Origin of the sequence: Rhodanobacter ginsenosidimutans, from assembly GCF_042655685.1 — a bacterium.
Taxonomy (GTDB): domain Bacteria; phylum Pseudomonadota; class Gammaproteobacteria; order Xanthomonadales; family Rhodanobacteraceae; genus Rhodanobacter; species Rhodanobacter ginsenosidimutans.
Genome location: NZ_JBHSMM010000001.1, coordinates 1,434,983 through 1,457,974 on the forward strand (window position 1 = coordinate 1,434,983; position 22,992 = coordinate 1,457,974).

Annotated in this window: 26 protein-coding genes; 20 read left to right on the forward strand and 6 right to left on the reverse strand. The window is 66.9% G+C overall.

The features are described from left to right. Positions 1-9 precede the first annotated feature (9 nt). From ACFPK0_RS06195 to ACFPK0_RS06205, 3 genes are all read left to right on the forward strand, one after another. On the forward strand, positions 10-333 hold the full coding sequence (locus ACFPK0_RS06195; RefSeq protein WP_056080285.1) for a YbaB/EbfC family nucleoid-associated protein: 324 nt from the start codon (positions 10-12) through the stop codon (positions 331-333). A 96-nt stretch (positions 334-429) separates the two neighbouring features. Then, positions 430-1,029 (forward strand): recombination mediator RecR, encoded by a 600-nt coding sequence (gene recR / locus ACFPK0_RS06200; protein WP_056080282.1) that lies wholly within the window; start codon positions 430-432, stop codon positions 1,027-1,029. Positions 1,030-1,045: 16 nt separating this feature from the next. After that, positions 1,046-1,390, forward strand: a complete 345-nt coding sequence (locus ACFPK0_RS06205; RefSeq protein WP_056080280.1) for a histidine triad nucleotide-binding protein — start codon at positions 1,046-1,048, stop codon at positions 1,388-1,390. Positions 1,391-1,454: 64 nt separating this feature from the next. On the opposite strand, the gene ACFPK0_RS06210 is transcribed toward ACFPK0_RS06205, so the two are convergent. The 6 genes from ACFPK0_RS06210 to ACFPK0_RS06235 all read right to left on the reverse strand — a co-directional run bounded on the left by ACFPK0_RS06210 (position 1,455) and on the right by ACFPK0_RS06235 (position 7,105). Then, on the reverse strand, positions 1,455-2,060 hold the full coding sequence (locus tag ACFPK0_RS06210) for a Slp family lipoprotein (RefSeq protein WP_056081050.1): 606 nt from the start codon (positions 2,058-2,060) through the stop codon (positions 1,455-1,457). A gap of 47 nt (positions 2,061-2,107) precedes the next feature. After that, positions 2,108-4,084 (reverse strand): transglutaminase TgpA family protein, encoded by a 1,977-nt coding sequence (locus tag ACFPK0_RS06215; RefSeq protein ID WP_377339133.1) that lies wholly within the window; start codon positions 4,082-4,084, stop codon positions 2,108-2,110. After that, the gene (locus ACFPK0_RS06220) at positions 4,081-5,034 is read right to left on the reverse strand and encodes a DUF58 domain-containing protein (RefSeq protein WP_377339135.1); all 954 of its coding nucleotides are present in this window, start codon (positions 5,032-5,034) and stop codon (positions 4,081-4,083) included. The genes ACFPK0_RS06215 and ACFPK0_RS06220 overlap by 4 nt, the downstream gene beginning before the upstream one ends. Beyond that, positions 5,034-5,975, reverse strand: a complete 942-nt coding sequence (locus ACFPK0_RS06225; RefSeq protein ID WP_056604675.1) for an AAA family ATPase — start codon at positions 5,973-5,975, stop codon at positions 5,034-5,036. Before ACFPK0_RS06225 ends, ACFPK0_RS06220 begins: the two co-directional genes overlap by 1 nt. Positions 5,976-6,071: 96 nt before the next feature. Beyond that, the gene (locus tag ACFPK0_RS06230) at positions 6,072-6,662 is read right to left on the reverse strand and encodes a Maf family protein (RefSeq protein WP_377339138.1); all 591 of its coding nucleotides are present in this window, start codon (positions 6,660-6,662) and stop codon (positions 6,072-6,074) included. Beyond that, positions 6,659-7,105, reverse strand: coding sequence for a hypothetical protein (locus ACFPK0_RS06235; RefSeq protein WP_056081047.1), 447 nt, complete (start codon positions 7,103-7,105; stop codon positions 6,659-6,661). The genes ACFPK0_RS06230 and ACFPK0_RS06235 overlap by 4 nt, the downstream gene beginning before the upstream one ends. Positions 7,106-7,257: 152 nt before the next feature. On the opposite strand from ACFPK0_RS06235, the gene ACFPK0_RS06240 reads away from it, so the two are divergent. The 17 genes from ACFPK0_RS06240 to ACFPK0_RS06320 all read left to right on the forward strand — a co-directional run bounded on the left by ACFPK0_RS06240 (position 7,258) and on the right by ACFPK0_RS06320 (position 22,984). Then, positions 7,258-7,773, forward strand: a complete 516-nt coding sequence (locus tag ACFPK0_RS06240) for a YceD family protein (RefSeq protein ID WP_377339141.1) — start codon at positions 7,258-7,260, stop codon at positions 7,771-7,773. 80 nt (positions 7,774-7,853) lie between these two features. Continuing rightward, positions 7,854-8,048, forward strand: a complete 195-nt coding sequence (rpmF, locus tag ACFPK0_RS06245; protein WP_007081784.1) for a 50S ribosomal protein L32 — start codon at positions 7,854-7,856, stop codon at positions 8,046-8,048. Positions 8,049-8,206: 158 nt separating this feature from the next. After that, the gene (locus tag ACFPK0_RS06250) at positions 8,207-9,181 is read left to right on the forward strand and encodes a beta-ketoacyl-ACP synthase III (protein ID WP_056604668.1); all 975 of its coding nucleotides are present in this window, start codon (positions 8,207-8,209) and stop codon (positions 9,179-9,181) included. A 146-nt stretch (positions 9,182-9,327) separates the two neighbouring features. Then, positions 9,328-10,275 carry an ACP S-malonyltransferase gene (gene fabD / locus ACFPK0_RS06255; protein ID WP_377339145.1) on the forward strand — a complete coding sequence of 316 codons (948 nt, stop codon included), beginning with the start codon at positions 9,328-9,330 and terminating at the stop codon, positions 10,273-10,275. A gap of 65 nt (positions 10,276-10,340) precedes the next feature. Beyond that, positions 10,341-11,084 carry a 3-oxoacyl-ACP reductase FabG gene (gene fabG / locus ACFPK0_RS06260; RefSeq protein WP_377339147.1) on the forward strand — a complete coding sequence of 248 codons (744 nt, stop codon included), beginning with the start codon at positions 10,341-10,343 and terminating at the stop codon, positions 11,082-11,084. A gap of 196 nt (positions 11,085-11,280) precedes the next feature. Beyond that, positions 11,281-11,520 (forward strand): acyl carrier protein, encoded by a 240-nt coding sequence (gene acpP / locus ACFPK0_RS06265; RefSeq protein WP_007081788.1) that lies wholly within the window; start codon positions 11,281-11,283, stop codon positions 11,518-11,520. A gap of 229 nt (positions 11,521-11,749) precedes the next feature. Beyond that, complete coding sequence (gene fabF / locus ACFPK0_RS06270; protein ID WP_377339149.1) at positions 11,750-13,039, forward strand: beta-ketoacyl-ACP synthase II; 1,290 nt, start codon at positions 11,750-11,752, stop codon at positions 13,037-13,039. Between the two features lie 2 nt (positions 13,040-13,041). Next, a complete protein-coding gene (locus ACFPK0_RS06275) occupies positions 13,042-14,391 on the forward strand; it encodes an aminodeoxychorismate synthase component I (protein ID WP_377339151.1) in 1,350 nt (449 codons plus the stop codon). Further along, positions 14,391-15,218 carry an aminodeoxychorismate lyase gene (pabC, locus tag ACFPK0_RS06280; protein WP_377339154.1) on the forward strand — a complete coding sequence of 276 codons (828 nt, stop codon included), beginning with the start codon at positions 14,391-14,393 and terminating at the stop codon, positions 15,216-15,218. Before ACFPK0_RS06275 ends, pabC begins: the two co-directional genes overlap by 1 nt. 41 nt (positions 15,219-15,259) lie before the next feature. Next, positions 15,260-16,252, forward strand: coding sequence for an endolytic transglycosylase MltG (gene mltG / locus ACFPK0_RS06285; protein WP_377340281.1), 993 nt, complete (start codon positions 15,260-15,262; stop codon positions 16,250-16,252). Beyond that, the gene (gene tmk / locus ACFPK0_RS06290; protein WP_377339156.1) at positions 16,249-16,899 is read left to right on the forward strand and encodes a dTMP kinase; all 651 of its coding nucleotides are present in this window, start codon (positions 16,249-16,251) and stop codon (positions 16,897-16,899) included. Before mltG ends, tmk begins: the two co-directional genes overlap by 4 nt. Beyond that, entirely contained in the window at positions 16,896-17,837 is a 942-nt protein-coding gene (holB, locus tag ACFPK0_RS06295; RefSeq protein ID WP_377339158.1) for a DNA polymerase III subunit delta', read from the forward strand. Before tmk ends, holB begins: the two co-directional genes overlap by 4 nt. Before the next feature lie 2 nt (positions 17,838-17,839). Continuing rightward, a complete protein-coding gene (locus ACFPK0_RS06300) occupies positions 17,840-18,781 on the forward strand; it encodes a PIG-L deacetylase family protein (protein WP_377340283.1) in 942 nt (313 codons plus the stop codon). 176 nt (positions 18,782-18,957) lie between these two features. Further along, positions 18,958-21,345, forward strand: coding sequence for a putative bifunctional diguanylate cyclase/phosphodiesterase (locus tag ACFPK0_RS06305; RefSeq protein ID WP_377339161.1), 2,388 nt, complete (start codon positions 18,958-18,960; stop codon positions 21,343-21,345). Positions 21,346-21,429: 84 nt separating this feature from the next. After that, positions 21,430-21,783: a PilZ domain-containing protein gene (locus ACFPK0_RS06310; protein WP_007081797.1), complete on the forward strand. Its 354-nt coding sequence runs from the start codon at positions 21,430-21,432 to the stop codon at positions 21,781-21,783. 296 nt (positions 21,784-22,079) lie between these two features. Beyond that, complete coding sequence (locus ACFPK0_RS06315) at positions 22,080-22,436, forward strand: NADH-quinone oxidoreductase subunit A (protein WP_007081798.1); 357 nt, start codon at positions 22,080-22,082, stop codon at positions 22,434-22,436. After that, entirely contained in the window at positions 22,427-22,984 is a 558-nt protein-coding gene (locus ACFPK0_RS06320) for a NuoB/complex I 20 kDa subunit family protein (protein ID WP_056080241.1), read from the forward strand. The genes ACFPK0_RS06315 and ACFPK0_RS06320 overlap by 10 nt, the downstream gene beginning before the upstream one ends. Positions 22,985-22,992 lie beyond the last annotated feature (8 nt).

Below are 22,992 nucleotides of genomic sequence, written 5' to 3' on the forward strand. Positions count from 1 at the left end.
AGTAATGCCATGAGAGGACAGATCGGCCAGCTGATGCAGCAGGCCCAGCGCATGCAGGAAGACATGAAGCGCGCGCAGGAAGAATTGGCCAAACTGGAAGTCACCGGCAGTGCCGGCGGCGGCCTGGTCAGCGTGGTGATGACCGGCGCGCACGAAGTACGCCGCGTGCAGATCGACCGCCAAACCTTCGCTGATGACCCGGAAATGGCCGAAGACCTCGTCGCCGCCGCGGTCAACGACGCGGTGAACAAGGTGGCGCAGGCCAGCAAGGATCGGCTCGGCGGCGTCACGGCGGGCATGAGCTTGCCGCCTGGTTTCAAGATGCCGTTTTGATGCAGGGAATGGGGAATAGGGAATCGGGAATGGGTAAAAGCGGATGCTCTTGACGTTCCGATTCCCCATTCCCGATTCCCCATTCCCGGATACCCCATGAGCAGCTCCCCCCTCCTCGCCGACCTCATCGAAGCACTGCGCTGCCTGCCTGGCGTGGGTGGCAAGAGTGCGCAGCGGATGGCCTTCCATTTGCTGGAGCGCGATCGCGAGCGCGGGCTGAAACTGGCGGCGGCGCTGGAGCAGGCGATGCAGCGCATCGGGCATTGCAATCGCTGCCGCAATTTCAGCGAAGACCCGCTGTGCGCGCTGTGCGCCAACAGCAGTCGTGACCGCCAGGTGCTGTGCGTGGTGGAGTCGCCGGTGGACGTGGCGGCGATCGAGCAGGCGACCGGGTATCGCGGCCAATACTTCGTGCTGATGGGGCGGTTGTCGCCGCTGGACGGGCTCGGCCCGGAGGAGCTGGGCCTGGGGCTGCTCACCCAGCGCCTGGGCGAGGGCGAGATCGAGGAGATGATCATCGCCACCAACCCCACCGTCGAGGGTGAGGCCACGGCGCATTACCTGGCGCAACTGGCACGCGCCGGCGGTATCCGTCCGACCCGGTTGGCGCATGGCGTGCCGCTGGGTGGTGAACTTGAATTCGTCGACCGCGGCACCCTCGCACATGCGTTTGGCCGTCGACAGATCGTTGAGTGACTAAAGGGAAAGCACCATGAGCGACACGATTTTCAGCAAGATCATCCGCCGCGAAATCCCCGCGGATATCGTCTACGAAGATGACGATGTGCTGGGTTTCAGGGACGTCAATCCGCAGGCGCCGATCCACGTGCTGTTCATCCCGAAGCGGCCGATGGCCACCTTGAACGACGCCGAGCCGGGCGATGCGACGCTGCTGGGCAAGCTGTTGCTTGCCTGCGCTGATTACGCGCGCCAGGAAGGGGTTGCCGAGCAGGGTTATCGAACGGTGATCAATTGCAACGACGATGGCGGGCAGACGGTATTCCATCTGCATGTCCATTTGCTGGCTGGCCGTCGCCTGGCGTGGCCCCCGGGCTGAGCCGGCTATACGGCATGGCAATACGAAAACGCCGGCACGAAGCCGGCGTTTTCTTTGGGGCCTGTTATTTCCCGCGTGGCGGATGCTGGTGCGGAGGCCGCACGATGATCACCCGTGGCTGGTTCCAGTAAGGGTTGCCCCAACCGTAGCCGCCGAAGCCGGGGCCGTAATAGCGGCCAAAGCCCGGGCCCCAGAACGGGTCGTAGAACCCTGGTCCGTAACGCTGCGGCGCGACCCGTTTCGGCCACAGGTAGACCACGTCGGCCTCCACCCGGGGGTAGGCGTAATCGAATTCGCCGACCTTCTGCGACACGATGCCGTGCAGCGTGCCGGTTACTGTCAGCTCGCGACCGCGGGTGAATACCTCGGGGTCATAGAAGCCGTTGCGGCAGGCGACGAAACGGCCCTGGTTTTCACCTTCGACACCAGCCTTCGGGCGTGCCTGATCGTCGAGTGGGCGGGACAACAGGTAGAAGCAGGTCTGCTGCGGGCCCGGCTCGGTCTTGATGATTTCGCCACCCCAGCGCACATGCGTGCCGCCGGCACCGCCCTGTTGGGCAGCCGCGGTGCTGACGCTGGAATAGGTGCCCTGCAGCGGTTGCGGAATGGTGGCGCAGCCGCCCAGCAGGGCGATAGCCGCGACGAGGGCAAGCGGGCGATAGGGGGACATGACGGTTTCTCCGGCAGGGGCGATGGCGTGCGCGATCACTTCGATGCTCATTTGACCACGTCGAGGGGGCGGAATTCCCGTACGGCAACAGAAAACGCCCGCACGGATTCAGTCGGTGGATGGTCCTGGGCATAACGCAATGACAGATACAGATTCATCAGTGCTTCCAGTTCATGGCGCTGCGCGGGCAAGGCTCTCGCGGCGCGGCTCAAATAATGCTGCGGCCCTTCGCTGGAACGCCGCGTGATCTCGCGACGCGCCAGCTTGTTTTCAAGCCGGTGCATGGCGGCGCGCAGCTGATCGCGCGCTTCACGCCGCCATAGCGCCCAGCCCAACCCTAGGGCTACAAACAGCACGCTGCTGATCGCCAGCAGCAGGCCGAGCATCCCGGTATCCGTGTCGCGTATGCCGAAAGGCGTCAGCAAGCCCCGCTGGCGCAAGGCATCGAAACCCACAACGGCCTGATCCCACCATCGGTTGACAATGTCCCAGCGGTTGCGCACGTCCTGCAACCAGTCGTTGCGGTACCAGTCACGTTGATCGCCGGCCGCCGCGGCCGCGCCCAGGGTCACGCGCTCTGGCCGCACGGCCGCGGTGGGATCGACGCGAATCCAGCCACGCCCGGCCAGCCACACCTCGCTCCATGCATGCGCATCCGAATTGCGCACCAGCAGGTAGTCGGCCAGCTTGTTCCAGTAGCCGCCCTGGTAACCGGTGACCACCCGCGCGGGAATGCCGGCGGCGCGCATCAGCACGGTGAAAGACGACGCGTAGTGCTCGCAGAAACCCTCCTGCGTGGAAAACAGGAAGTCGTCGATGGAGTCGCGGCCCAGCGGGGCGGGCGCCAGGGTGTAGCGAAAACCGCCATCGTGGAACAGTGCCAGCGCCGCCTGCACGATCGCCGCATCGTCGTTGCCGAAGCGCTGGCGCCATTGCGTTGCCAGGGCATGGGTGCGCGGATTGAATCCCGCCGGAAGCTGCAGGCCGCGTTGTCGTGATGCGGGGTCGAGCACGGCTTGCAGCCGGTATCGCGACGCCGACGTGCCGGCGTAGCTGATCGCCTCGGTCACGGCCTTGTCCGCAAGCACTTCGCGCTCGGGTTGCATCTGCGACTGCGCCGGCGCCTGCAGCGGTACGTCCAGGGTTGGCAGTACTCGTTGGCGGGTGGGCTGCAGTGTGATCCGGTAGCTGACTGTCGTGCCGGCCTCGATCGAGGCGACGGCTTCACGCGGATCGGGTGGCCGGCGGTGCCAGCCGCGACCGTCGTAGTAGCCCATCACGTAGGCGCGAAAATAGCGCAGATCGGCGGCCGGCGGCGGTCCGTCAAAACTCACCCGCATAGCGGGCCGGTCGTCGGTAAGCAGCTCGGTGAAGTTTCCCGGCGTCATGCTGTCGCTGAGGCCGGTGGTCGCCTGGCGCGGCGAAGGCGCACCCCACAACGGCGTGCTCAACCGCGGCACCAGCAGAAACGCCAGCAGCGCCAGTGGCAGCGCGGCGAACAACAACCCCAGGTTGGACATCACGGTGCCGCGCACACTGGCGGGCAGGCGCGCCGGTTGCAGCGCGCGCAAGGTGGCCAATGCCGGCAACAGGCCCAGCGCCACCACGAGGGTGGCGATCAGGCCCTGGTCGAACAGCAGGGCAACCATCAGCGCAAAGCAGGCGAAGCTGATGCCCACGCGCGCATCACGTTCGGTTTCGCTCTCCAGCAGTTTCAGCACCAGCAGGCCTACCGCCAGTGCAGTGCCCGGTTCGCGGCCGAAGATGCTGCCGTACCAGGCAATCACCACCAGGGTCAGCAACACCAGCATCGGCAACTTCAGCCAGGCCGGCACCCGGCCGGTTTGCCGCCGCCGCTGCCACCATCGCCAGCCGAGTATCAATGCCAGCGCTGCACTCAGCCACCACGGCAGATGCGACGCATGCAGCGCCAGGACCAGGGCGAGCGTGCCGCTCAGCAGGTCGAAGGCGCGGTTGTCGATGGGTGCATCGATGGTGGCTTTCGGGCCTGGCGCGCGTTTCATGGTAGTTGCGCCAGGGCGTTCATGCAGTGGGCGTAATGCTCCGGTCCGCTGCCGTTGGCGATGATGTTGCCGGGCAGCCACAGGCTGAAATGGCGCTGTTGCGCCTGTGCCTCGTTGACCCAGCGGGCCAGCCGGGAAATGCGTGATTCAGCGTCGAGCCCGTCGAGCCGGCGCCAGTCCAGTTGCCATTGCGGGCGGTTTTGCGCCCGCTCGAAATCCTTCACCAGCAGGTTGTCGTGGCGCGCGCTGGCTTTCCAGGCGACGTGGCGCTGTGGGTCGCCCACGCGGTACTCGCGCAGTGCCGCCAGCTCGTCACCCTGCAGCAGGCGCATGTGCCGCGCATCCTCGGCCGGTGCGACCGGTGGCGGGCCGGCCTCTTCCGGGCGTGGCCACACCAGCACGGCCTGCTCCGGATGCAGCCAGCTCCATGCGCGAAACAGCCCCAGCGGCCAGCTGCTCCAGACCCGCAGGCGTGCCAGCGGCTGCCAGCCGCGCCGCGTTGTCGGCATCATCAATTTCAGGTGCACGACCGCACCGGCCTCGATCGCGAAGGCAGTGGCATCCCGGCCGAGTTCCACCCGGATCGCCTGGCGCACGCGTGATGAATCGAAAGCGAGCGTGAGCTCGATCGGTTGGCCCGCCACGGCATGGCCGGCACGGATATGGCCCAGCCGCAGTCCATCGAGATCGCGAAACGCCACCAGCATGCTGGCGGCGCTGGCCGCGCCCAGCAGGCAGGTCAGCAACAGGGCGGCGTTGTTGGCGTAGTTGAGCGCGCCCACCAGCATCACCAGCAGCAACACCGAAAAGCCCAGGCCGAAACCGGTCGGTACGATGTAGATGCGCCGCCGGTGCAATTCGATCGGCAGCTTTTCGGCCCTGCGATAGCGGGTGAGGGACGGCAGCCGGCGCTCGGCCAGTAGTTGCGCGCGCTGCAGCAGCGGAGCCATCAATCCACCGCCACCTCGGCCAGCAGCTGGCGCGCCAGCGTTTCGCCGTTGGCGCCGCGTACGGGCAGCAGCCGATGTGCCGCCAGGGGCACGAACAAGGCCTGCACGTCCTCGGGCAGCACGTGGGTTCGACCACTCAGCAAGGCCCACGCCCGTGCCGCCGCAAGCAACGCCAACCCCGCGCGTGGCGAGAGCCCCGCGCGAATGTCCGGATGACGGCGGCTGGCCGTGAGCAGGGCCTGCAGATAATCGAGCAGGGCCGCGCTGGCGGTGATCGATTGCGCCTGCTGATGCAATGCGGCCAGGGCCGCGCCGTCGAGTTGCGGTGTCAGTTGCGCCAACAGGTCGCGTCGATCGCTGCCGGTCAGCAGCGCGCGTTCGGCCGCCGCGTCCGGATAATCCAGCGACAGCCGCAGCATGAAGCGGTCCAGTTGCGAATCGGGCAGCGGGAAGGTGCCGTTGAGATCGAGCGGGTTCTGCGTGGCCACCACGAAGAATGGCTGGGCCAGCGCGTGCGTCTGGCCGTCGACGGTGACTTGGTCCTCGGCCATCGCTTCGAGCAGCGCGCTTTGCGTCTTGGGGCTGGCGCGGTTGATCTCGTCGGCCAGCAGCAGGCCGGTGAAGATCGGACCCGGATGAAAGCGGAACTGGCCGGTTTCGCGCTCATACACGCTGACGCCGATGATGTCCGAGGGCAGCAGGTCGCTGGTGAACTGCACCCGCTGGAACTCCAGCGCGAAGGTCGCCGCCAGCGCGTGCGCCAGCGTGGTCTTGCCTACGCCAGGCACGTCTTCCAGCAGCAGGTGGCCGCCGGCGATCAGGCAGGCAAACGCCAGCTTCACCTGCCGAGCTTTTCCGAGCAGGACCTGGTTGACCTGGGCGATGGCGGCGTCCAGCCGCTGCTGCAGGGAGGAATCACGAAGCGGCGTGGTGGCTGGCATGGGCTGTCGATGCGGGAAGGGTAGTGTGACCTTACCCATGCCGAGTCGGAACCGTCCAGCGACCGTGCCGCAATTTGCCGCGCGCCCGGCAGGCGCCTAGGGCAGGGCGACGCCGCAGTTGCGCAACAACCGGGCCACGGCGATCAGCGGCAGGCCGATCAACGCGCTGGGATCGCTGCTGTCGATGCCCTCGAACAGGCTGATGCCCAGGCCCTCGCACTTGAAACTGCCCGCGCAGTCGAGCGGTTGCTCGCGCTCGATATAGCGGGCGATTTCCTCGTCCCGCAACGGACGGAAGCGCACCCGGGTGAGATCGACGTGCACGTGCCGGTGGCCATCGCGGGTATCCAGCACGCAGACGGCAGTATGGAAATCCACCTGACGGCCCGAGCTGGCCAGCAGTTGCTCGCGTGCACGCGACGCTGTGCCGGGCTTGTCCAGCAGCGTTCCGTCCAGCTCGGCTACCTGGTCCGATCCGATGACCACCGCGTCGCGTCGCGTGCCGGCCGCCGCCTCGGCCTTGGCGATGGCCAGCCGCAGCGCGCGCGCGTGTGGTTTTTCACCGGCCACGGGCGCTTCATCGGTGCCGGGGGCGCAGGGCTCGAAATCCACGCCCAGCCGGCGCAGCAGTTCGGCGCGGTAACGCGAGGTGGACGCGAGTACCAATCGGGCCGCCGTGTCGGTCATGCGTCGGGATCGCGGCGGATGTGGTCGCGCATGGCGCTGTCCAGGTCGGTCTGGGCCTGGTTCAACGCCTGCAGCAGCGGACGCAGGCGCTCGCGCGCACTCAGCAGCGAGTTGCGTGCCTCGTCGACTTCATGCGCCTTGGCGTGGGGCAGGCGGTCGCGGATCCACAGCCGCTGCTGCAGCAGGGCGCGCAGGCCGGCGTCGATCGCGTGCTGTGCGTCTTCCTCGCCCGCGGCCGGCAGGTCGGGGTTGATCGACATCACGGCGTAGGCCTGCTGCAAGCCGCTGCGGCAGGTCTTGAGGTCGCTCTCCAGCCGGTCGGCCAGGTCGAGCAGGCTGGTGAGGCTTTCAGCGCGGCCCGGGCGGCGCAGCAACAGCCAGCCTGTCGCGGCAACAAGTAGCGCCAGCAACGCGGCGGCGCCGAGCGTCAGGTAGACATTCAAGGTGCGCATCCAGGCGACACGGGGTCGAAAGGCCTCAGTCTGCCGTATCGTGGGCGGATCAGGCAAAATGGGCGAATGGCCGACCCCGGCCAGCCGGCCGTTGTGGCGTGCCGGTTGACTTCGATCGGGTTCAAACCTACCATTCCGCGACTATGTCCGTGACACTGCCAGAGTCCCTGGACGCTTGGCGCGTGGTTTCGGCGCGGCGTTCGTTCGAAGGAACACTCCCCATCGCGACCCTGTCGCGCCTCAGCGAGGCGCTGGCCGGCACCGACGGGTTGGTGCAATTCGAGCTGGATTTCGGACGCGACAGCCTCGGAACGGATTACGTCGCTGTACGGGCGCAGGCCCGGCTTACCCTGACCTGCCAGCGCACGCTTGAACCGTTCGTGCTGCCGGTGGTCGTGGACACGCGGCTGGGCCTGATCAGGCACGAGCGCGACGAGGCCGGGTTGCCACCGGACTACGAGGCGCTGCTGGTGCCCGAGGATGGGCGGCTGAATCCGGCGGACGTGATTGAGGACGAATTGTTGTTGGCGCTGCCGCTGGTACCGGTCAACCCGGACAGCAGCCTGCCCGACGAAGTGACAGGCCATGACGTCGAAGAGGATTCCGGCGAAGGGCATTCTGGAAACCCGTTCGCGGTATTGCGCGAGCTGAAGAAATAACCATCGGGCCGGGTCAGTGATCCGGTCCATACCGATTCAGAACATACCTAGCAAATCATTGCTTTAGCTGGAGAACTACCATGGCAGTTGCCAAGAGCCGCCGTACCCCGTCCACCCGCGGCATGCGTCGTTCGCACGACTCGTTGAAGACCGTGCAGCTGTCCACAGATCCGACCAGCGGCGAGGTGCATCTGCGCCACCACGTCACCAAGGACGGCTACTATCGCGGCAAGAAAGTCATCGAAACCAAGGGTGCGGTGTCGGTCGAAGATTGACCGCGTGTTCCGGGGCCCGAGGTTCCGGTAGTCACGACCCCAGGCAAACGGCGCGGTGACGCGCCGTTTTGCGTTCCCGGCGGCTGAAACGTAACGTGGCGATGTCGTGTCGCCGCCCAGCCGACCGAATCCTTTGCAGTCATGGGATGGATAGCCGAATGCCGCAGATATATTCCCGCATCATCGCCACCGGCAGCGCCTTGCCGGAGCGAGTGGTCACCAATGTCGACCTGGAAAAGATCGTCGACACCAGCGACGAGTGGATCCACAGCCGCACCGGCATCCGCCAGCGGCACATCGCCGCCGATGGCGAGACCACCGGCGACCTCGCCTTCCGGGCCGCGCAGAACGCGCTGGAGGCGGCGGGCGTCAAGGCGTCCGAGCTGGACCTGATCGTGCTGGGCACCACCACGCCGGACATCATTTTCCCGTCCACCGCCTGCCTGGTGCAGCACCGGCTGGGCGCCAACGGTTGCGCCGCGTTCGACGTCAACGCGGCCTGTTCGGGCTTCGTCTATGCGCTGGGCGTGGCCGACAAGTTCATCCGCAGCGGGCAATCGAAAAAGGTGCTGGTGATCGGCGCCGAGACGCTGACGCGCATGGTCGACTGGAGCGACCGCCAGACCTGCGTTCTGTTCGGCGATGGCGCCGGCGCCGTGGTGCTGGAGGCTTCCAGCGAGCCGGGGATTTACGCCACCTGCCTGCACGCCGACGGCGGCTTCAAGGAGCTGCTGTACAACCCGGTGGGCGTGTCGGCCGGTTTCAAGGACGAACCCAACCACGGCGTGCGTATCAACATGGCCGGCCGCGAGGTGTTCAAGGTTGCGGTGAAAACGCTCGACGCGCTGGTCGGCGAAACGCTCGAGGCCGCCGGCATGGTGGAATCGCAGATCGACTGGCTGATCCCGCACCAAGCCAACCTGCGCATCATCGAGGCCACCGCCAAGCGGCTGAGCATGTCGATGGACCGGGTCGTCGTGACGGTCGACAAGCACGCCAACACCTCGTCCGGTTCGGTGCCGCTGGCGCTCGATTACGCCGTGCGTTCGGGCAAGGTGCAGCGTGGCCAGAACCTGTTGCTGGAAGCGTTCGGCGGCGGTTTTACCTGGGCGTCGGCGCTGTTGCGTTACTGATTCCGGCACGCTTGCTGACTGGGTTCGTTTGAATCGATGCCGCCGCTGAGGCGGCATCGTCATATCGGGCAGGATGATCCGATACCGCTGCGCACGGATAGCCCGGCATGGCACCATGCCGTTTTTCCATCGATGGTTCGCGCATCATGAGTTCGATTTCCCCTTCGCTCGCTTTCGTATTTCCCGGTCAGGGCTCGCAGTCCGTAGGCATGCTGGCTGACCTCGCCGAGGCGCATCCGCAAGTGCGCGCGACGTTCGACGAAGCCTCGCAGGGCGCGGCCATCGATCTGTGGAAACTGAGCGCGCAGGGCCCCGAAGATCAGCTCAACAGCACCGAGAACACCCAGCCGGCGTTGCTGGCTGCCAGCGTGGCGGTGTGGCGGGTATGGCAGGCGCTGGGCGGCGCGCAGCCGGCGCAGCTCGCCGGTCACAGCTTGGGCGAATACAGCGCGCTGGTGTGCGCCGGCGCGTTGTCGCTGCATGACGCGGCGGCGCTGGTGGCCGAACGCGGCCGGCTGATGCAGGCGGCCGTCCCGGCTGGCGTCGGCGCGATGGCGGCGATCCTGGGTGGCGACGATGCGCAGATCGCCGCGGTGTGCGATGAAGTGGCGCAAGGGCAGGTGGTGGCGCCGGCCAACTTCAATTCGCCCGGCCAGCTGGTGATCGCCGGCCATGCGGAGGCGGTCGATCGCGCCCTGGCGAAGCTGGCTGAGCTGGGTGTGAAAAAAACCATCAAGCTGGCCGTGTCGGTGCCGTCGCATTGCGGGCTGATGCGCGACGCCGCCGATCGCCTGGGTGAGCGCATGGCCTCGATCGCATGGCAGTTGCCGTCGATCCCGGTGATCCAGAACGCCGAGGCGCGCAGCTATGACACCGTCGAGGACATCTGCGGCGCGCTGCAGCGCCAGCTGTATCTGCCCGTGCGCTGGACCGAATGCGTGCAGGCACTGGCTGCCGGCGGCGCCACGCGCATCGCCGAATGCGGCCCCGGCAAGGTGCTGGCCGGCCTGATCCGGCGCATCGACAAGACGCTGGAGGCACGCGCCATCGGCACCCCCGCCGAGCTGGACGCCGCACGCGCCGAATGGGTTTGAACGCGCTCTCGACGCGTCATTCGCCGCACACGATTTTTGTTATCGAACGTTGAGGATTCCACACGATGAGCAAGTCCCTGCAAGGCGAGATCGCCCTGGTTACCGGCGCCAGCCGCGGCATCGGCGCGGCGATTGCCGATGAACTGGCGGCGATGGGCGCCACCGTCATCGGCACCGCCACCAGCGACGCGGGCGCCGCGGCGATCGGTGAGCGCCTGGCGGCGCACGGCGGCCACGGTCGCAAGCTGGATGTCACTGACGGCGCTGCCGTCGAAGACCTGATCGATGCCATCGGCAAGGAATTCGGCGCGGTGTCGATCCTGGTCAACAACGCCGGCATCACCCGCGACCAGCTGCTGATGCGCATGAAGGACGACGACTGGCAGGCCATCATCGACACCAACCTCACCTCGGTCTACCGCACCTCCAAGGCGGTGATGCGCGGCATGATGAAGGCGCGCAAGGGCCGCATCATTTCGATCGCCTCGGTCATCGGCCTCACCGGCAATCCGGGCCAGTCGAACTACGCGGCGGCCAAGGCCGGCATCATCGCGTTCTCCAAATCGCTGGCGCGCGAGATCGGCACCCGCGGCATCACGGTCAACGTGGTTGCACCCGGTTTCATCGACACCGACATGACCCGCGCCTTGCCGGAAGCACAGAAGGAAGCCCTGCTGGGGCAGATCGCGCTGGGCCGTCTCGGCGAGGCCGATGACATCGCCAAGGCAGTGGGTTTCCTGGCCTCTCCGGCGGCCGCCTACATCACTGGCGAGACGCTGCACGTCAACGGCGGCATGTACATGGCGTGAGGATTCTCACACCGGTTGTCGCCAGCAGACGGTTTTTAGGCGACAATTACCCCTTCGCGCCGGCCATCGTGGCCTGTGCTGTGGTTTCACCAGCCGGCGATGGCGGCATCACTGCTTAGCCATTACAATGCGCCGGCCTTTTGCTGGCACGGTGCCGGCACAGACAAACAACTACTCCTTGAGAGGTATGGGCAACATGAGCACCATCGAAGAGCGCGTCAAGAAAATCGTCATCGAGCAGCTGGGCGTGAAAGAGGATGAAGTCACGACGAATGCTTCGTTCGTGGACGATCTGGGCGCAGATTCGCTGGACACGGTGGAGCTGGTGATGGCCCTCGAAGAAGAGTTCGAAACCGAGATTCCCGACGAGGAAGCCGAGAAGATCACCACCGTGCAGCAGGCCGTCGATTACATCAAGGCCCACTCCAAGGATTGAATGATCCGGGTTTGATCCCATCGGTCGGCGGCGTTCGATACCCGAGCCTGCCGCTCCCGTGGTGATAGCGAATGCTGCGCCTTCTGGCGCAGTTTTCGTTTCTGCGTTTTGTAACGTCCGATCCCGTATGGTGCGCCAGGCGCGCCTGCGGTGAGGGGCGCCATATCCGCGGTGTGCACGGGCCTGTTCCGATTATGGGCAGCGCCACGCAACCTTGAAGGAAAACAGCATGAGCAAGCGACGAGTGGTAGTGACCGGCATGGGCATCATTTCGCCGGTCGGCAACGACATCGCCACCGCTTGGCAGAACATCGTCGAAGGCCGCAGCGGTATCGGTCCCGTGACCAGCTTCGACGCCAGTGCCTACGCCACCCGCATTGCGGGCGAGGTCCGCGATTTCGATCCGGTCGACGCCTATTTCGCCGGCACCGATGCGCCGGACGACGAGCGTCGTGCGATCGCCAAGGACTTCAAGCGGATGGACCCGTTCATCCACTACGGCATCGTGGCGGGCACCCACGCGTTGCGCCAGTCCGGACTGGTGGTCGACGAGCAGAACGCCGCCCGCATCGGCATCGCCGCGGGCGCCGGCATCGGCGGCCTGCATACCATCGAGACGACCGCGCTGGAGTTGGCCGAGAGGGGCCCGCGCAAGGTGTCGCCGTTCTACGTGCCCAGCTCGATCATCAACATGGTGGCCGGCAACCTGTCGATCTACCACGGCATCAAGGGGCCGAATATCGCCCTGGTTTCGGCGTGCACCACGGCCACGCACAACATCGGCATGGCGATGCGGCTGATCCAGTACGGCGATGCCGACGCCATGCTGGCCGGTGGCTCCGAGTTCGCCACCACGCCCACGGCGATGGCGGGCTTCTGCTCGGCCAAGGCCATGTCCACCCGCAACGACGATCCCACCCACGCCAGCCGTCCGTGGGACGTCGGTCGCGACGGCTTCCTGCTGTCCAACGGCGCAGGCATGTTGATGCTCGAGGAATACGAATTCGCCAAGGCGCGTGGCGCCAACATCCTTGCCGAGCTGACCGGCTTCGGCATGAGCGGCGACGCGTACCACATCACCTCGCCGAGTGGCGATGGCGCCGAGCTGGCCATGCGCAATGCACTGCATGACGCGCATCTGCAGCCGTCCGACGTGCAGTACGTCAACGCGCATGGCACGTCCACACCGGTGGGCGACCTGGGCGAGGCCAAGGCCATCCGCAGCGTCTTCGGCGAGCACGCCACGCAGAAGGGCAAGTTCGCGGTCAGCTCCACCAAATCGGTCACCGGCCACCTGCTTGGCGCTGCCGGCGGTGTGGAGGCGATCTTCTCGATCATGGCGCTGCGCGAAGGCGTACTGCCGCCGACGATGAACCTGGTGGATGTCGATCCGGAGGTCGCCGCGCTCGGCATGGATCTGGTGCCGAACCAGGCGGAGAAGGCCTGCATCGACATCGCCATGTCCAACTCGTTCGGCTTTGGCGGCACCAACGGCTCGCTGGTCTTCCGTCGCGCCTGAGCGTGACCTGCCTCCGCCGCCTGTTGCCCGGCGGGCGCGATCTGCTCGCGCCCGCCGCGGCCTTTCCGCAGCGTTATCCCTGCCTGCTTGAAAGCGTGCTGCATGGCACGCGGCAGGCACGCTACGACATCCTGTTCGCGTTTCCCCGCGAGTCCCTGACCCTGCACGCCGACGGTTCGCTGCGCGACGAAGCAGGGCGCGCGCTGGACGGCCATTTCCTCGACGCGCTGGATGCCGCCTGGAAAAGCGAACAGTTGCCGGGCAGCCCGTCGGACGACTTGCCGTTCCACGGTGGCTGGGTATTGATGCTGGCCTACGAGCTGGCCGCGCAAATCGAGCCCACGTTGTCGTTGCAGCGATCGTCGTTGTTGCCGCAGGCACTGGCCGTGCGTTGCCCGGCCGCGATCATCGTCGACCACCAGCTCGGCTGCACCACGCTGGTGGCGGAAGCCGGCGGCGAGGCGCTGCTCGATGCGATGCAGGCCGATCTCGACACACCGCTGGCGATCGATGCCGCACCGCTACCGGCCTCGTGCGAAGAAGACGACCCGCAACGCTTTCTCACCGGCGTGGCGCGGATCCACGAACACCTGCGTGACGGCGACATTTTCCAGGTGAACCTGTCGCGCGAGTGGCGCGCCCGCTACGCGAGGCCGCCCGCGGCCGCGTCGCTGTATGCCGCCTTGCGCCAGGCCAACCCGGCGCCTTTCGCCGGCCTGCTGCAGCAGCCGGGATGGTCGCTGGTCAGTTCGTCGCCCGAGCGACTGGTGGAAGTGCGCGACGGCCAGGCGCAGACGCGGCCCATCGCCGGCACGCGGCCACGCACCGACGGTGATGACGACGCTGCCCGCATCCGCGAATTGAGCGGTCACCCGAAGGAACGCGCCGAGCACGTCATGCTGATCGACCTGGAGCGCAACGACCTGGGTCGCGTTTGCATACCGGGCACGGTCGAGGTGGACGAGTTGATGGCGGTGGAGAGCTACGCCCACGTCCACCACATCGTGTCCAACGTGCGTGGCCGGCTGCGCGCCGGCGTGACACCGGGCGAGGTGATTGCAGCAACTTTTCCGGGCGGTACCATCACGGGTTGCCCCAAGGTGCGTTGCATGGAAATCATCGCCGCCCTGGAAGACGCACCACGCGGCGCCTATACCGGCGCGCTGGGTTACCTCGATCGACATGGCGACCTCGATTTGAACATCCTGATTCGCACGCTGACCTTGAGCGGCACACAGGCGAGCCTGCGCGCCGGCGCCGGCATCGTGGTCGACTCGGTGGCCGCGCTGGAACTGGAGGAAACGCGCGCCAAGGCGCGCGGCCTGTTGCGCGCGCTGGGCGTGGCCGGCTGATGGCGAGCCGCATGCTGGTCAACGGCGTTGCGTCCGAGGTGGTGTCCGCCACCGATCGCGGCTTTTCGTATGGCGACGGCCTGTTCGAAAGCATCCGCTTCGTGGGCGAGACGGCGCCCTTGTGGGTTCGGCACATGCAGCGGCTGGCCGACAGTTGCCGCCGCCTGCAACTGCCGCTGCCCGATACCGCACAGCTTCTGCGCGAGTCGCGGCAGGTGCGTGACGCCATGGCGCACGCGGTGGTGCGTATCGCCTGGACCCGCGGCGTGGGCGCACGCGGTTATTCGCCGCCAGCGGCCGCCACGCCCACGCGCGTCGTGGCGGCCTTCCCGCCGCCATCGGTGGATGACGGCGTGTATGCACGCGGCGTGCGCACGCGGCTGTGCACGCTGCGGCTGGCCGAACAACCGCAACTGGCAGGCATGAAACACCTCAACCGTCTGGAACAAGTGCTGGCCCGCGCGGAGTGGAACGATCCGGCGATCGCCGAGGGCCTGTTGCGCGATGGTGACGGCCGGCTGGTTTCGGCGACCATGGCCAACCTGTTTGCCGTGATCGATGGCGAACTGGTGACGCCATCGTTGAAGCGCTGCGGCGTGGCCGGCGTGGCGCGCGCGGAGATCCTGGCCCACGCCGAAAGCGTTACGGAACGCGACATCCGGTTACCTGACCTGCAGCGCGCCAGTGAGGTTTTCCTCAGCTCCAGCGTGCGCGGCGTGGTGCCGGTACAGTCACTGGATGCATGGGGCTGGGCGCCGGGCCCGGTCACGCGGCAATGGCAACGTCACTGGCGGCAGTTGGGTTTCCCGATGGAGCACGCGGCATGAATCAGCATCGAACACGCGGTCGCGCGCTGGGACGCGGCCTGATGTGGCTCGCGATGCTGGCGCTGATCGCGGCCGCCGCCTGGGGCTGGCACGATTTCAACCGTTTCGCCCGCACGCCACTGCAGGTGGCGGCCACTGGCGACCATATCGACATCGCCCGCGGCAGCAGCTTCAAGACGATCGTGGCCGACCTGCGCCAGCACGGCGTCACCCGTGCCCATCCGTTGTACTGGCGGATGCTGGCCGAACAGATGCGGGTAGCGGGCAAGCTGCATGCCGGCGAGTACGCGCTGACCCCGGGCATCACCCCGCGCGCGCTGCTGACCAACATGGCCGCCGGCCGCGTATTGCAGCGCAATCTCACTATCGTCGATGGCTGGACGTTCCAGGAACTGCGCCAGGCACTGGCGCGCGCCGAGAAGCTGAAACACGACAGCAGCGGCCTCGACGACGCGGCCGTCATGCAGCGCATCGGTGCGGCGGGCGAGAATCCGGAAGGCCGTTTCCTGCCCGAGACCTACGCCTACGTCAAAGGTGACAGCGACCTGGACATCCTGCGCCGCGCGCATGAGGCGATGGTCAAGACCCTGGCCAGCCTGTGGGCCGGGCGTGCTCCCGACCTGCCGCTGGCCACGCCCTACGACGCGCTGATTCTTGCCTCGATCGTGGAAAAGGAAACCGGCAAGCCCGACGAGCGGGCACAGATTGCCGGGGTGTTCGTGCGCCGCTTGCGCCATCACATGCTGCTGCAAACCGACCCCACCGTGATCTACGGCATGGGCGCGCGCTACGCCGGCAATATCCGCCGCAGCGACCTCACCACCGATACGCCCTACAACACCTACACCCGCCCCGGATTGCCGCCGACGCCGATCGCGCTGCCGGGCAAGGCGGCCCTGCAGGCGACACTGCACCCGGCGGCCGGCGATGCGCTTTATTTCGTGGCGCGCGGCGATGGTGGCCACGTGTTTTCCAGCACGCTGGCGGAACACAATCGCAACGTCGATTGCTATCAACGGAAACGCTGCCCATGAACGCGCCATCATCGACAGCACGCGGCCGCTTCATCAGCCTCGAAGGCGGCGAGGGTGCCGGTAAAAGCACCTTGTTGGCGGGGCTGCGCGACTGGATCGGGCAGCAGGGCGTCAGCCTGGTGCAGACGCGCGAACCCGGCGGCACCGAACTGGGCGAGGCGGTGCGCGCCATCGTGCTCGATCCGCGGCACCACGGCCTGGCCGCCGAAACCGAATTGCTGCTGATGTTCGCCTCGCGCGCGCAGTTGGTGCGCGAGCGGATCGAACCGGCGCTGGCCGCCGGCCAGTGGGTGCTGTGCGACCGTTTCGCCGACGCCAGCTACGCCTACCAGGGAGGCGGCCGCGGCCAGCCCATGCAACGTATCGCCGCGCTGGAGCAGTGGGCTTGCGCCGGCGTGACGCCGGACATGACCTTGCTGCTGGATCTTCCCGTGGCCACCGGCCGTGCCCGTGCCACGGGGCGCAGTGCGCCCGACCGCATCGAGGGCGAGGCGGATGGCTTCTTCGAACGGGTACGCGCCGCTTACCGCGAGCGCGCTGCGGCCGAGCCTTCGCGGTTCAGGGTCATCGACGCGACCCAATCGCCAGCGAAGGTACTCGCCGATGCCATCGATGCCGTGGCCGAATTGACCCGGAGCAACGCATGAGCACCCCGCCGTGGCATGCGGAGCACTGGTCGCGCCTGCAGGCGCGGCGGGCGCGTGGCGCGCTGCCTCACGCCTTGCTGCTGTGTGGCCCGACCGGATTGGGCAAGCGCGCGTTTGCGCAGCGCTTCATCCATGGGCTGCTGTGCGAACAGCCGGACGGGAATACCGGCGTCGCATGCGGCCACTGCCGCGCCTGCCTGTTGCTGGCGGCGGGCAGCCATCCGGATCTTGTCAGCTTGACCTACGGCCTGCGCAAGGATGGCGTGCAGCGCAGCGAAATCGTGGTGGAACAGATCCGCGACCTGTCGGCACGGCTGGCGATGAGCAGCCAGTTCGGCGGCTGGCAGGTTGCCGTCATCGACCCGGCGGATGCAATGAACGCGGCGGCGGCCAACGCCTTGCTGAAAACGCTGGAGGAGCCAGCCGCGCAGACCATGCTGGTGCTGCTGGCCGACGCGCCCTGGCAATTGCCGCAGACCATTCGCAGCCGTTGCCAGCGCATCGAGTTTCATCTGCCTGCGCCCGATCAGGCGCTGGCCTGGCTGCAGGCCGAAGGCGTCGCCGATGCGGCCACCGCGCTGCAGGCGGCCGGTGGCAACCCGGGGCTGGCGCGTGACTGGACGGCGCAGGGCGCGCTCGACCGCCGTCGCGAAGTACGCAAGGATCTCGCCGCGCTGGCGGCGGGGCGCGGGCAGACGGCTGACGTCGTCAAGCGCTGGCTGGACGACGAGCCCGCGCAGCGGCTGTGGTTTGCCGCGCAGGCATCCGCCGACGAAATGAAAGCGCGGGCCGATCGACAGGCCCCGCCACTGTCCAGTGCCATGGATGCCGACATGCTGGCGCAGTGGTACGCCGCCGCCAACCGCACCCGCCAGGCTTTGCGTGGCCCGTTGCGCGATGACCTGCTGCTGCTGGAGTTGCTGGCGATGTGGCGGTGACAATGCCGTCCGCCGAACCCTCAGCAGCGGACGCCCTGACGAACTTTTCGGCGCGCACACGCCTGCTGATCGTGGCGCCGCATCCCGACGACGAAACCATCGCCAACGGTTTGCTGATCCAGCAGGTGCGCGCCGCCGGTGGCGAGGTCGGCATCGTGCTGTTGACCGACGGCGACAACAATCCCTGGCCGCAACGCTGGGTGGAACGGCGCCTGTACATCGGCGCCGGGGAACGTCGGCGCTGGGGCGCGCGGCGTCGTGCCGAGCTGCTGCAGGCGATGCAGCGGCTGGGTGTCCCGGCCACGGCACTGCAGCAACTGCATTGGCCCGACCTGGGGGTGACCTCCCGCCTGCTTTCGACGCACCGCGCCGCTGTTGCCGCGTTGACCACCACCATCACCACGTTCCGCCCGGATATCGTGGTGGCTCCCGCGCTGGGGGATCGTCATCCCGATCATGGGTCGGCGCACGTGCTGGCGCGCCTGGCACTGACCCAGATGCCGTCGGCCCCTGCGTTGCTGACGTACATGGTGCATGGCCCACAGAGCGGTGCGCCCACGCTTCGCCTTGAAGGGTCGTCCGCGGAGCAGGCGGCAAAGCGGTTTGCGCTGTCGGCGCATCACAGCCAACTGGTGCTCAGCGGGGGCCGGGTGCAACGTCTTTCCGGGCGGGCGGAGCAGTTTTCTGTCGTTCCCCGGCCGGATGGCGGTTTGCCCTGGCGGCCGCCAGCGGTGCTGCACCCGTGGTTGCGACTCAGCCTGGTCGACGCCGCCGGTGCCCATACCTGGCGTTGGCACGAGGCTCCGCTTCAGCGCAGCGATGCTGGCGGGTATCAGCTGTCGTCGCGGCATGGCGAGCCGGTGGCCTCGCCCCGTTTCGCACGCCTGTCGCTGGCGGTTCCGTCGCCCTGGATATTTGATCATTGGGGCTGGTGTGAAGTGTGACGCAGCCCCGGGTCGAACGCTTTACACGCCGGGGTCACCCCGCTAGCTTGTGACGGTACAGGGTGCGCTGGGGGCCCGGATTTGCGACCGCAGCGTTCCGCTCACCGGTGTTCAGGGAGGAAGGGGCGACGGGCAAAGCAGGACTGCCGGTGCTGTCCATTCGCCGGACAACAAGCATGCGCGACGGGGACCAGCATCTGATGCCAGCAGCAACCGGTTTGCCGGTAGCGATGGCGGAGCACGGTCCGTCGTCCCGGTCGGTGGACGATGAAGCCCGGCAGCGACGCGCGCTGCGCCTGCTCAGCGACGTGGTCAAGGCCATCCATGCCCATCGCGACGAGTCGACCATGTTCGGCGACGTCTGCCGCCTGGCCGCAAGCTTTGATGATTGCCCGGTCGCGCTGATCGCCTTGCGCGAGCCGTCCGGTACGCTGCGGTTGCGCACAACGGCCGGGCTGGCATGGGGTGCCGATACCACCGCCGACCTTGCCGGCTCCGGTCGCCTGGCCAGCGTCGCCAGCATGGCCATCGACAGCGGAAAGCCCGCGTGGCACACGCATGTCGCGCCCGCCGAGGTGGCGGATGCGTGGGACGCAAGCCTCGCGCCGATCGGTGCGTTGCTGGCCTTGCCGCTGCACCGGGATCACGTTGTCGATGGCGTTTTCGTCATCGGCGCCCATCAGGCCGATGCGCTTGCCGGGGTGGGCATGTTGGTTTTTTCGGAGATCGCCGAGGAACTGGGCCGGGCCCTGCCATCCTCTGGCTCGCCCCCGGCGAGACTGCCGCACAGGTCTGACCTGCCCTTCAGTGCGGCGTATGTCCGGGCGGTGTTGTCCAGCCAGTACACCGGCGTGCTGGTGATGTCCGAGGACAATCGCGTGGTGCTGGCGAACGAGGCGTTCTGCGCCTTGTTCGGCATCACCGACCCACCCATCGCGCTGGAGAACATGCCGGCGGAAAGCCTGTACGAGCGCATGTGGTCCGCGTACGCCGATCCCGAGCAGGAGTGGGCCCGCGTCCGGGAGATCGTGGCCCGGGGCGAAACGGTGCGGGGCGACGAGGTGCAGGTCAAGGGCGGGCGCATCTTTCTGCGCGACTTCACCCCGATCACCACTCACGGCCGGCCAAACGGGCGGATCTGGCATCAGCACGAAATCACCGAGCGGAAGATGTACGAGGCGCGGGTCGAGCGACTGGCCTTCCATGACGTGGTGACCGGGCTGCCCAACCGGCGCCTGCTGTTCGAACGGCTGGAGCAGGGGCGCGTGCTGGCAACCACGCAGTGTTCGCTGATCGCGGTGGGCGTGCTCGACCTGGATCGCTTCAAGAGCGTCAACGACAGCGTCGGCCATGCCGGCGGCGACCACGTGCTGGCGGAGGCCTCGTCGCGTGTCGCCGCCTTGCTGCGCGAGGCCGACGTGCTGGCCCGGTTCGGTGGCGATGAATTCGGGCTTGTCATATCGGGCCTGGACAGCAAGGAGCAGCTGGACGCGATCAGTCGTTGCATCCTGCAGGCGCTGCGCGCGCCTTTCGATCTGCTGGGGGAGCAGCTCTATCTTTCGGCCAGCATCGGATGGACGCTCTATCCGCTGGATACCTCGGACGCCGAGGGCCTGCTGCGCCACGCGGACATGGCCATGTACGCGGCCAAGGAAGAGGGCAAGGACCGCGGCCTGTTGTACGAGCCGGCGATGGAAGAGGAGCAGGTGCGCCTGCAGGCGATGCGCGAACGGATGGCGCAGGCGCTGCTGCAGTCGCGCCTGCAGTTGCTGTTCCAGCCGATCGTGTACATCGACGGGCTTCCCGGCCTGCACGGCGTGGCCGGGATGGAGGCGCTGTTGCGCTTGCGCGATGGTGAAGACGGGCTGATCGAGCCTGTGCATTTCATGCACGTGCTGGATGACCCGCAACTGGCCCGGCCCATCGGCCGCTATGTGCTGGACGAGGCGCTGAAGCAATGCCAGGCGTGGATGCGCCTGGGCGTCTCGATTCCCGTCTCCATCAACATCAGCACGCGGCACTTGTTGCATCCGGCGTTTTTCGCCGACATCGACACGGCGCTGGACAGCTATCCGGGCGTGATGGATGTCGGCTTCGGCATCGAGGTGACCGAGACCGGCCCGACGATGGACCATGCCCGGGCCAAGGTGGTCATCGAGGAGTGCCGTCGCCGCGGCATCCGCGTCGGTCTGGATGATTTCGGCACCGGCACTGCATCGCTCAGCCACATCCAGAAACTGGATATCGAGCACATCAAGCTTGACCAGAGTTTCGTGCGCGACATCCTGAGTGACGAACGCAACGTGGCGATCGCCGCCGGCGTCATCACCACCGCCCGCATGCTGGCCAAGACAGTGATCGCGGAGGGGGTGGAAACCCCGGAGCAGGGTGACCTGCTCGCCATGCTGGGTTGTCACCAGTTGCAGGGTTTCTCCATTTCGCGCCCGATGCCCACCGAGGCGGTGCCTGGCTGGGTGGCGGACTGGAAGCCCCCTGCGTCCTGGGAGCGACTGGTCGGCGAGCGGCGGAACCAGCAGGCCGTGCAGCCCCCTGCGGTGCGCTGATCGCGCGCGGTGGTGCGATCGCCCGGCAGCATCTACCATCATGGCCATTGAGCGGGCGGTGCAGCCGCCATCCAGGAGTCGAACATGAAACCCGTGGCCGCCCGGCAGGGCATCATCTCGTTGAAGATCAAGGACGCCGTATCGCTGTACAACGCGTACATGCCCTTTCTGAAACATGGCGGATTGTTCGCCCCCAGCGAACACGTCTATGCGCTGGGCGACGAAGTGGTGCTGCTGGTTACCCTGGCCGAGGAAACCGAGCGCCTGTCGGTGGTGGGCAAGGTGGTATGGATCAGCCCGGCCGGTGCGCAGGGCAATCGTGCGGCGGGCATCGGTATCCACTTCAACGAATCCAGCGACGCGGAAGCCGCGCGCAGCCGCATCGAGAACATCCTGGCCGGCACACTCAATTCCGAGCGCCCGACCAACACGATGTGAAAAGGCGGCAATCCCGCGGACGTTGCGCGCTTTTCGTCGCATGTCTTCCGTCGTTCCAACGTTCGAGGCCGTTGCGGCTTCGTCAAGGCTTGTCGTTCTCCCCATGCGCGCTGATACAATGGCGAGATTCGCGAACTCGCTTCGCGGAACGTCGAGCGCCAGCGGATTCATCCGCCGACGTGGCTGGTAAGCCCAGAGCCCACGTGGCCTGTCGAATCGAAGTCGCCGGACCGTAAGTTGCTGGGTTGAACCCCGCGGTCACTGATGCGCCCGAGGGCGCGGAGGTACGTTGCACCGTGCTTGCCGAATATTGGCCTGTCCTGTTGTTCATCGGCGTTGCCACCGGCCTCGGGCTGGTGCTGCTGGCGGTTGGCCTGCTGGCCGGCCCGCGTCGTCCCGAAGCCGAGAAACTGGCGCCGTACGAATGCGGTTTCGAGGCGTTCGAGGACGCCCGCATGCGTTTCGACGTGCGCTACTACCTGCTCGCCATCCTGTTCATCATCTTCGATCTGGAAATCGCCTTCCTGTTTCCGTGGGCGGTGGTGTTCAAGCAGATCGGGCTGATCGCGCTGATCGAGATGGGCCTGTTCCTGCTGCTGCTGGTGATCGGCTTTGCCTACGTGTGGAAGAAGGGAGCACTGGAATGGGAATGATGGAATCCGTCAGCGGGGTGATGCACAACCCGCAGCCGCTGAACCTGGTGGACGACATCCTGCGCCCGGCCGGTGACAACCCGGTGGTGCAGCGCGGTTTTGCCACCACCAGCGTGGACGCCTTGATGAACTGGGCGCGCACCGGCTCGATGTGGCCGATGACGTTTGGCCTGGCCTGTTGCGCGGTGGAAATGATGCACGCCGGCGCGGCGCGTCTGGACCTGGACCGTTACGGCGTGATCTTCCGCCCCAGCCCGCGCCAGTCCGACGTGATGATCGTGGCCGGCACCCTGGTCAACAAGATGGCCCCGGCGCTGCGCAAGGTCTACGACCAGATGCCCGATCCGAAATGGGTGATCTCGATGGGTAGCTGCGCCAACGGCGGCGGCTACTACCACTACTCCTACTCGGTGGTGCGCGGTTGCGACCGCATCGTGCCGGTGGACATCTACGTGCCCGGCTGCCCGCCCACGGCGGAGGCGCTGATCCACGGCATCCTGCAACTGCAGAAGAAAATCCGCCGCACCAGCACCATCGCGCGTTCGTAGGCCCCGAT

Bases quoted from the DNA above. Each gene is read 5' to 3' on its own strand.
- ACFPK0_RS06195 (WP_056080285.1), top strand. From the start codon at position 10: ATGAGAGGACAGATCGGCCAGCTGATGCAGCAGGCCCAGCGCATGCAG.
- recR (WP_056080282.1), top strand. From the start codon at position 430: ATGAGCAGCTCCCCCCTCCTCGCCGACCTCATCGAAGCACTGCGCTGC.
- ACFPK0_RS06205 (WP_056080280.1), top strand. From the start codon at position 1,046: ATGAGCGACACGATTTTCAGCAAGATCATCCGCCGCGAAATCCCCGCG.
- ACFPK0_RS06210 (WP_056081050.1), bottom strand. From the start codon at position 2,060: ATGTCCCCCTATCGCCCGCTTGCCCTCGTCGCGGCTATCGCCCTGCTG.
- ACFPK0_RS06215 (WP_377339133.1), bottom strand. From the start codon at position 4,084: ATGAAACGCGCGCCAGGCCCGAAAGCCACCATCGATGCACCCATCGAC.
- ACFPK0_RS06220 (WP_377339135.1), bottom strand. From the start codon at position 5,034: ATGGCTCCGCTGCTGCAGCGCGCGCAACTACTGGCCGAGCGCCGGCTG.
- ACFPK0_RS06225 (WP_056604675.1), bottom strand. From the start codon at position 5,975: ATGCCAGCCACCACGCCGCTTCGTGATTCCTCCCTGCAGCAGCGGCTG.
- ACFPK0_RS06230 (WP_377339138.1), bottom strand. From the start codon at position 6,662: ATGACCGACACGGCGGCCCGATTGGTACTCGCGTCCACCTCGCGTTAC.
- ACFPK0_RS06240 (WP_377339141.1), top strand. From the start codon at position 7,258: ATGTCCGTGACACTGCCAGAGTCCCTGGACGCTTGGCGCGTGGTTTCG.
- rpmF (WP_007081784.1), top strand. From the start codon at position 7,854: ATGGCAGTTGCCAAGAGCCGCCGTACCCCGTCCACCCGCGGCATGCGT.
- ACFPK0_RS06250 (WP_056604668.1), top strand. From the start codon at position 8,207: ATGCCGCAGATATATTCCCGCATCATCGCCACCGGCAGCGCCTTGCCG.
- fabD (WP_377339145.1), top strand. From the start codon at position 9,328: ATGAGTTCGATTTCCCCTTCGCTCGCTTTCGTATTTCCCGGTCAGGGC.
- fabG (WP_377339147.1), top strand. From the start codon at position 10,341: ATGAGCAAGTCCCTGCAAGGCGAGATCGCCCTGGTTACCGGCGCCAGC.
- acpP (WP_007081788.1), top strand. From the start codon at position 11,281: ATGAGCACCATCGAAGAGCGCGTCAAGAAAATCGTCATCGAGCAGCTG.
- fabF (WP_377339149.1), top strand. From the start codon at position 11,750: ATGAGCAAGCGACGAGTGGTAGTGACCGGCATGGGCATCATTTCGCCG.
- pabC (WP_377339154.1), top strand. From the start codon at position 14,391: ATGGCGAGCCGCATGCTGGTCAACGGCGTTGCGTCCGAGGTGGTGTCC.
- mltG (WP_377340281.1), top strand. From the start codon at position 15,260: ATGTGGCTCGCGATGCTGGCGCTGATCGCGGCCGCCGCCTGGGGCTGG.
- tmk (WP_377339156.1), top strand. From the start codon at position 16,249: ATGAACGCGCCATCATCGACAGCACGCGGCCGCTTCATCAGCCTCGAA.
- holB (WP_377339158.1), top strand. From the start codon at position 16,896: ATGAGCACCCCGCCGTGGCATGCGGAGCACTGGTCGCGCCTGCAGGCG.
- ACFPK0_RS06300 (WP_377340283.1), top strand. From the start codon at position 17,840: ATGCCGTCCGCCGAACCCTCAGCAGCGGACGCCCTGACGAACTTTTCG.
- ACFPK0_RS06305 (WP_377339161.1), top strand. From the start codon at position 18,958: ATGCGCGACGGGGACCAGCATCTGATGCCAGCAGCAACCGGTTTGCCG.
- ACFPK0_RS06310 (WP_007081797.1), top strand. From the start codon at position 21,430: ATGAAACCCGTGGCCGCCCGGCAGGGCATCATCTCGTTGAAGATCAAG.
- ACFPK0_RS06320 (WP_056080241.1), top strand. From the start codon at position 22,427: ATGGGAATGATGGAATCCGTCAGCGGGGTGATGCACAACCCGCAGCCG.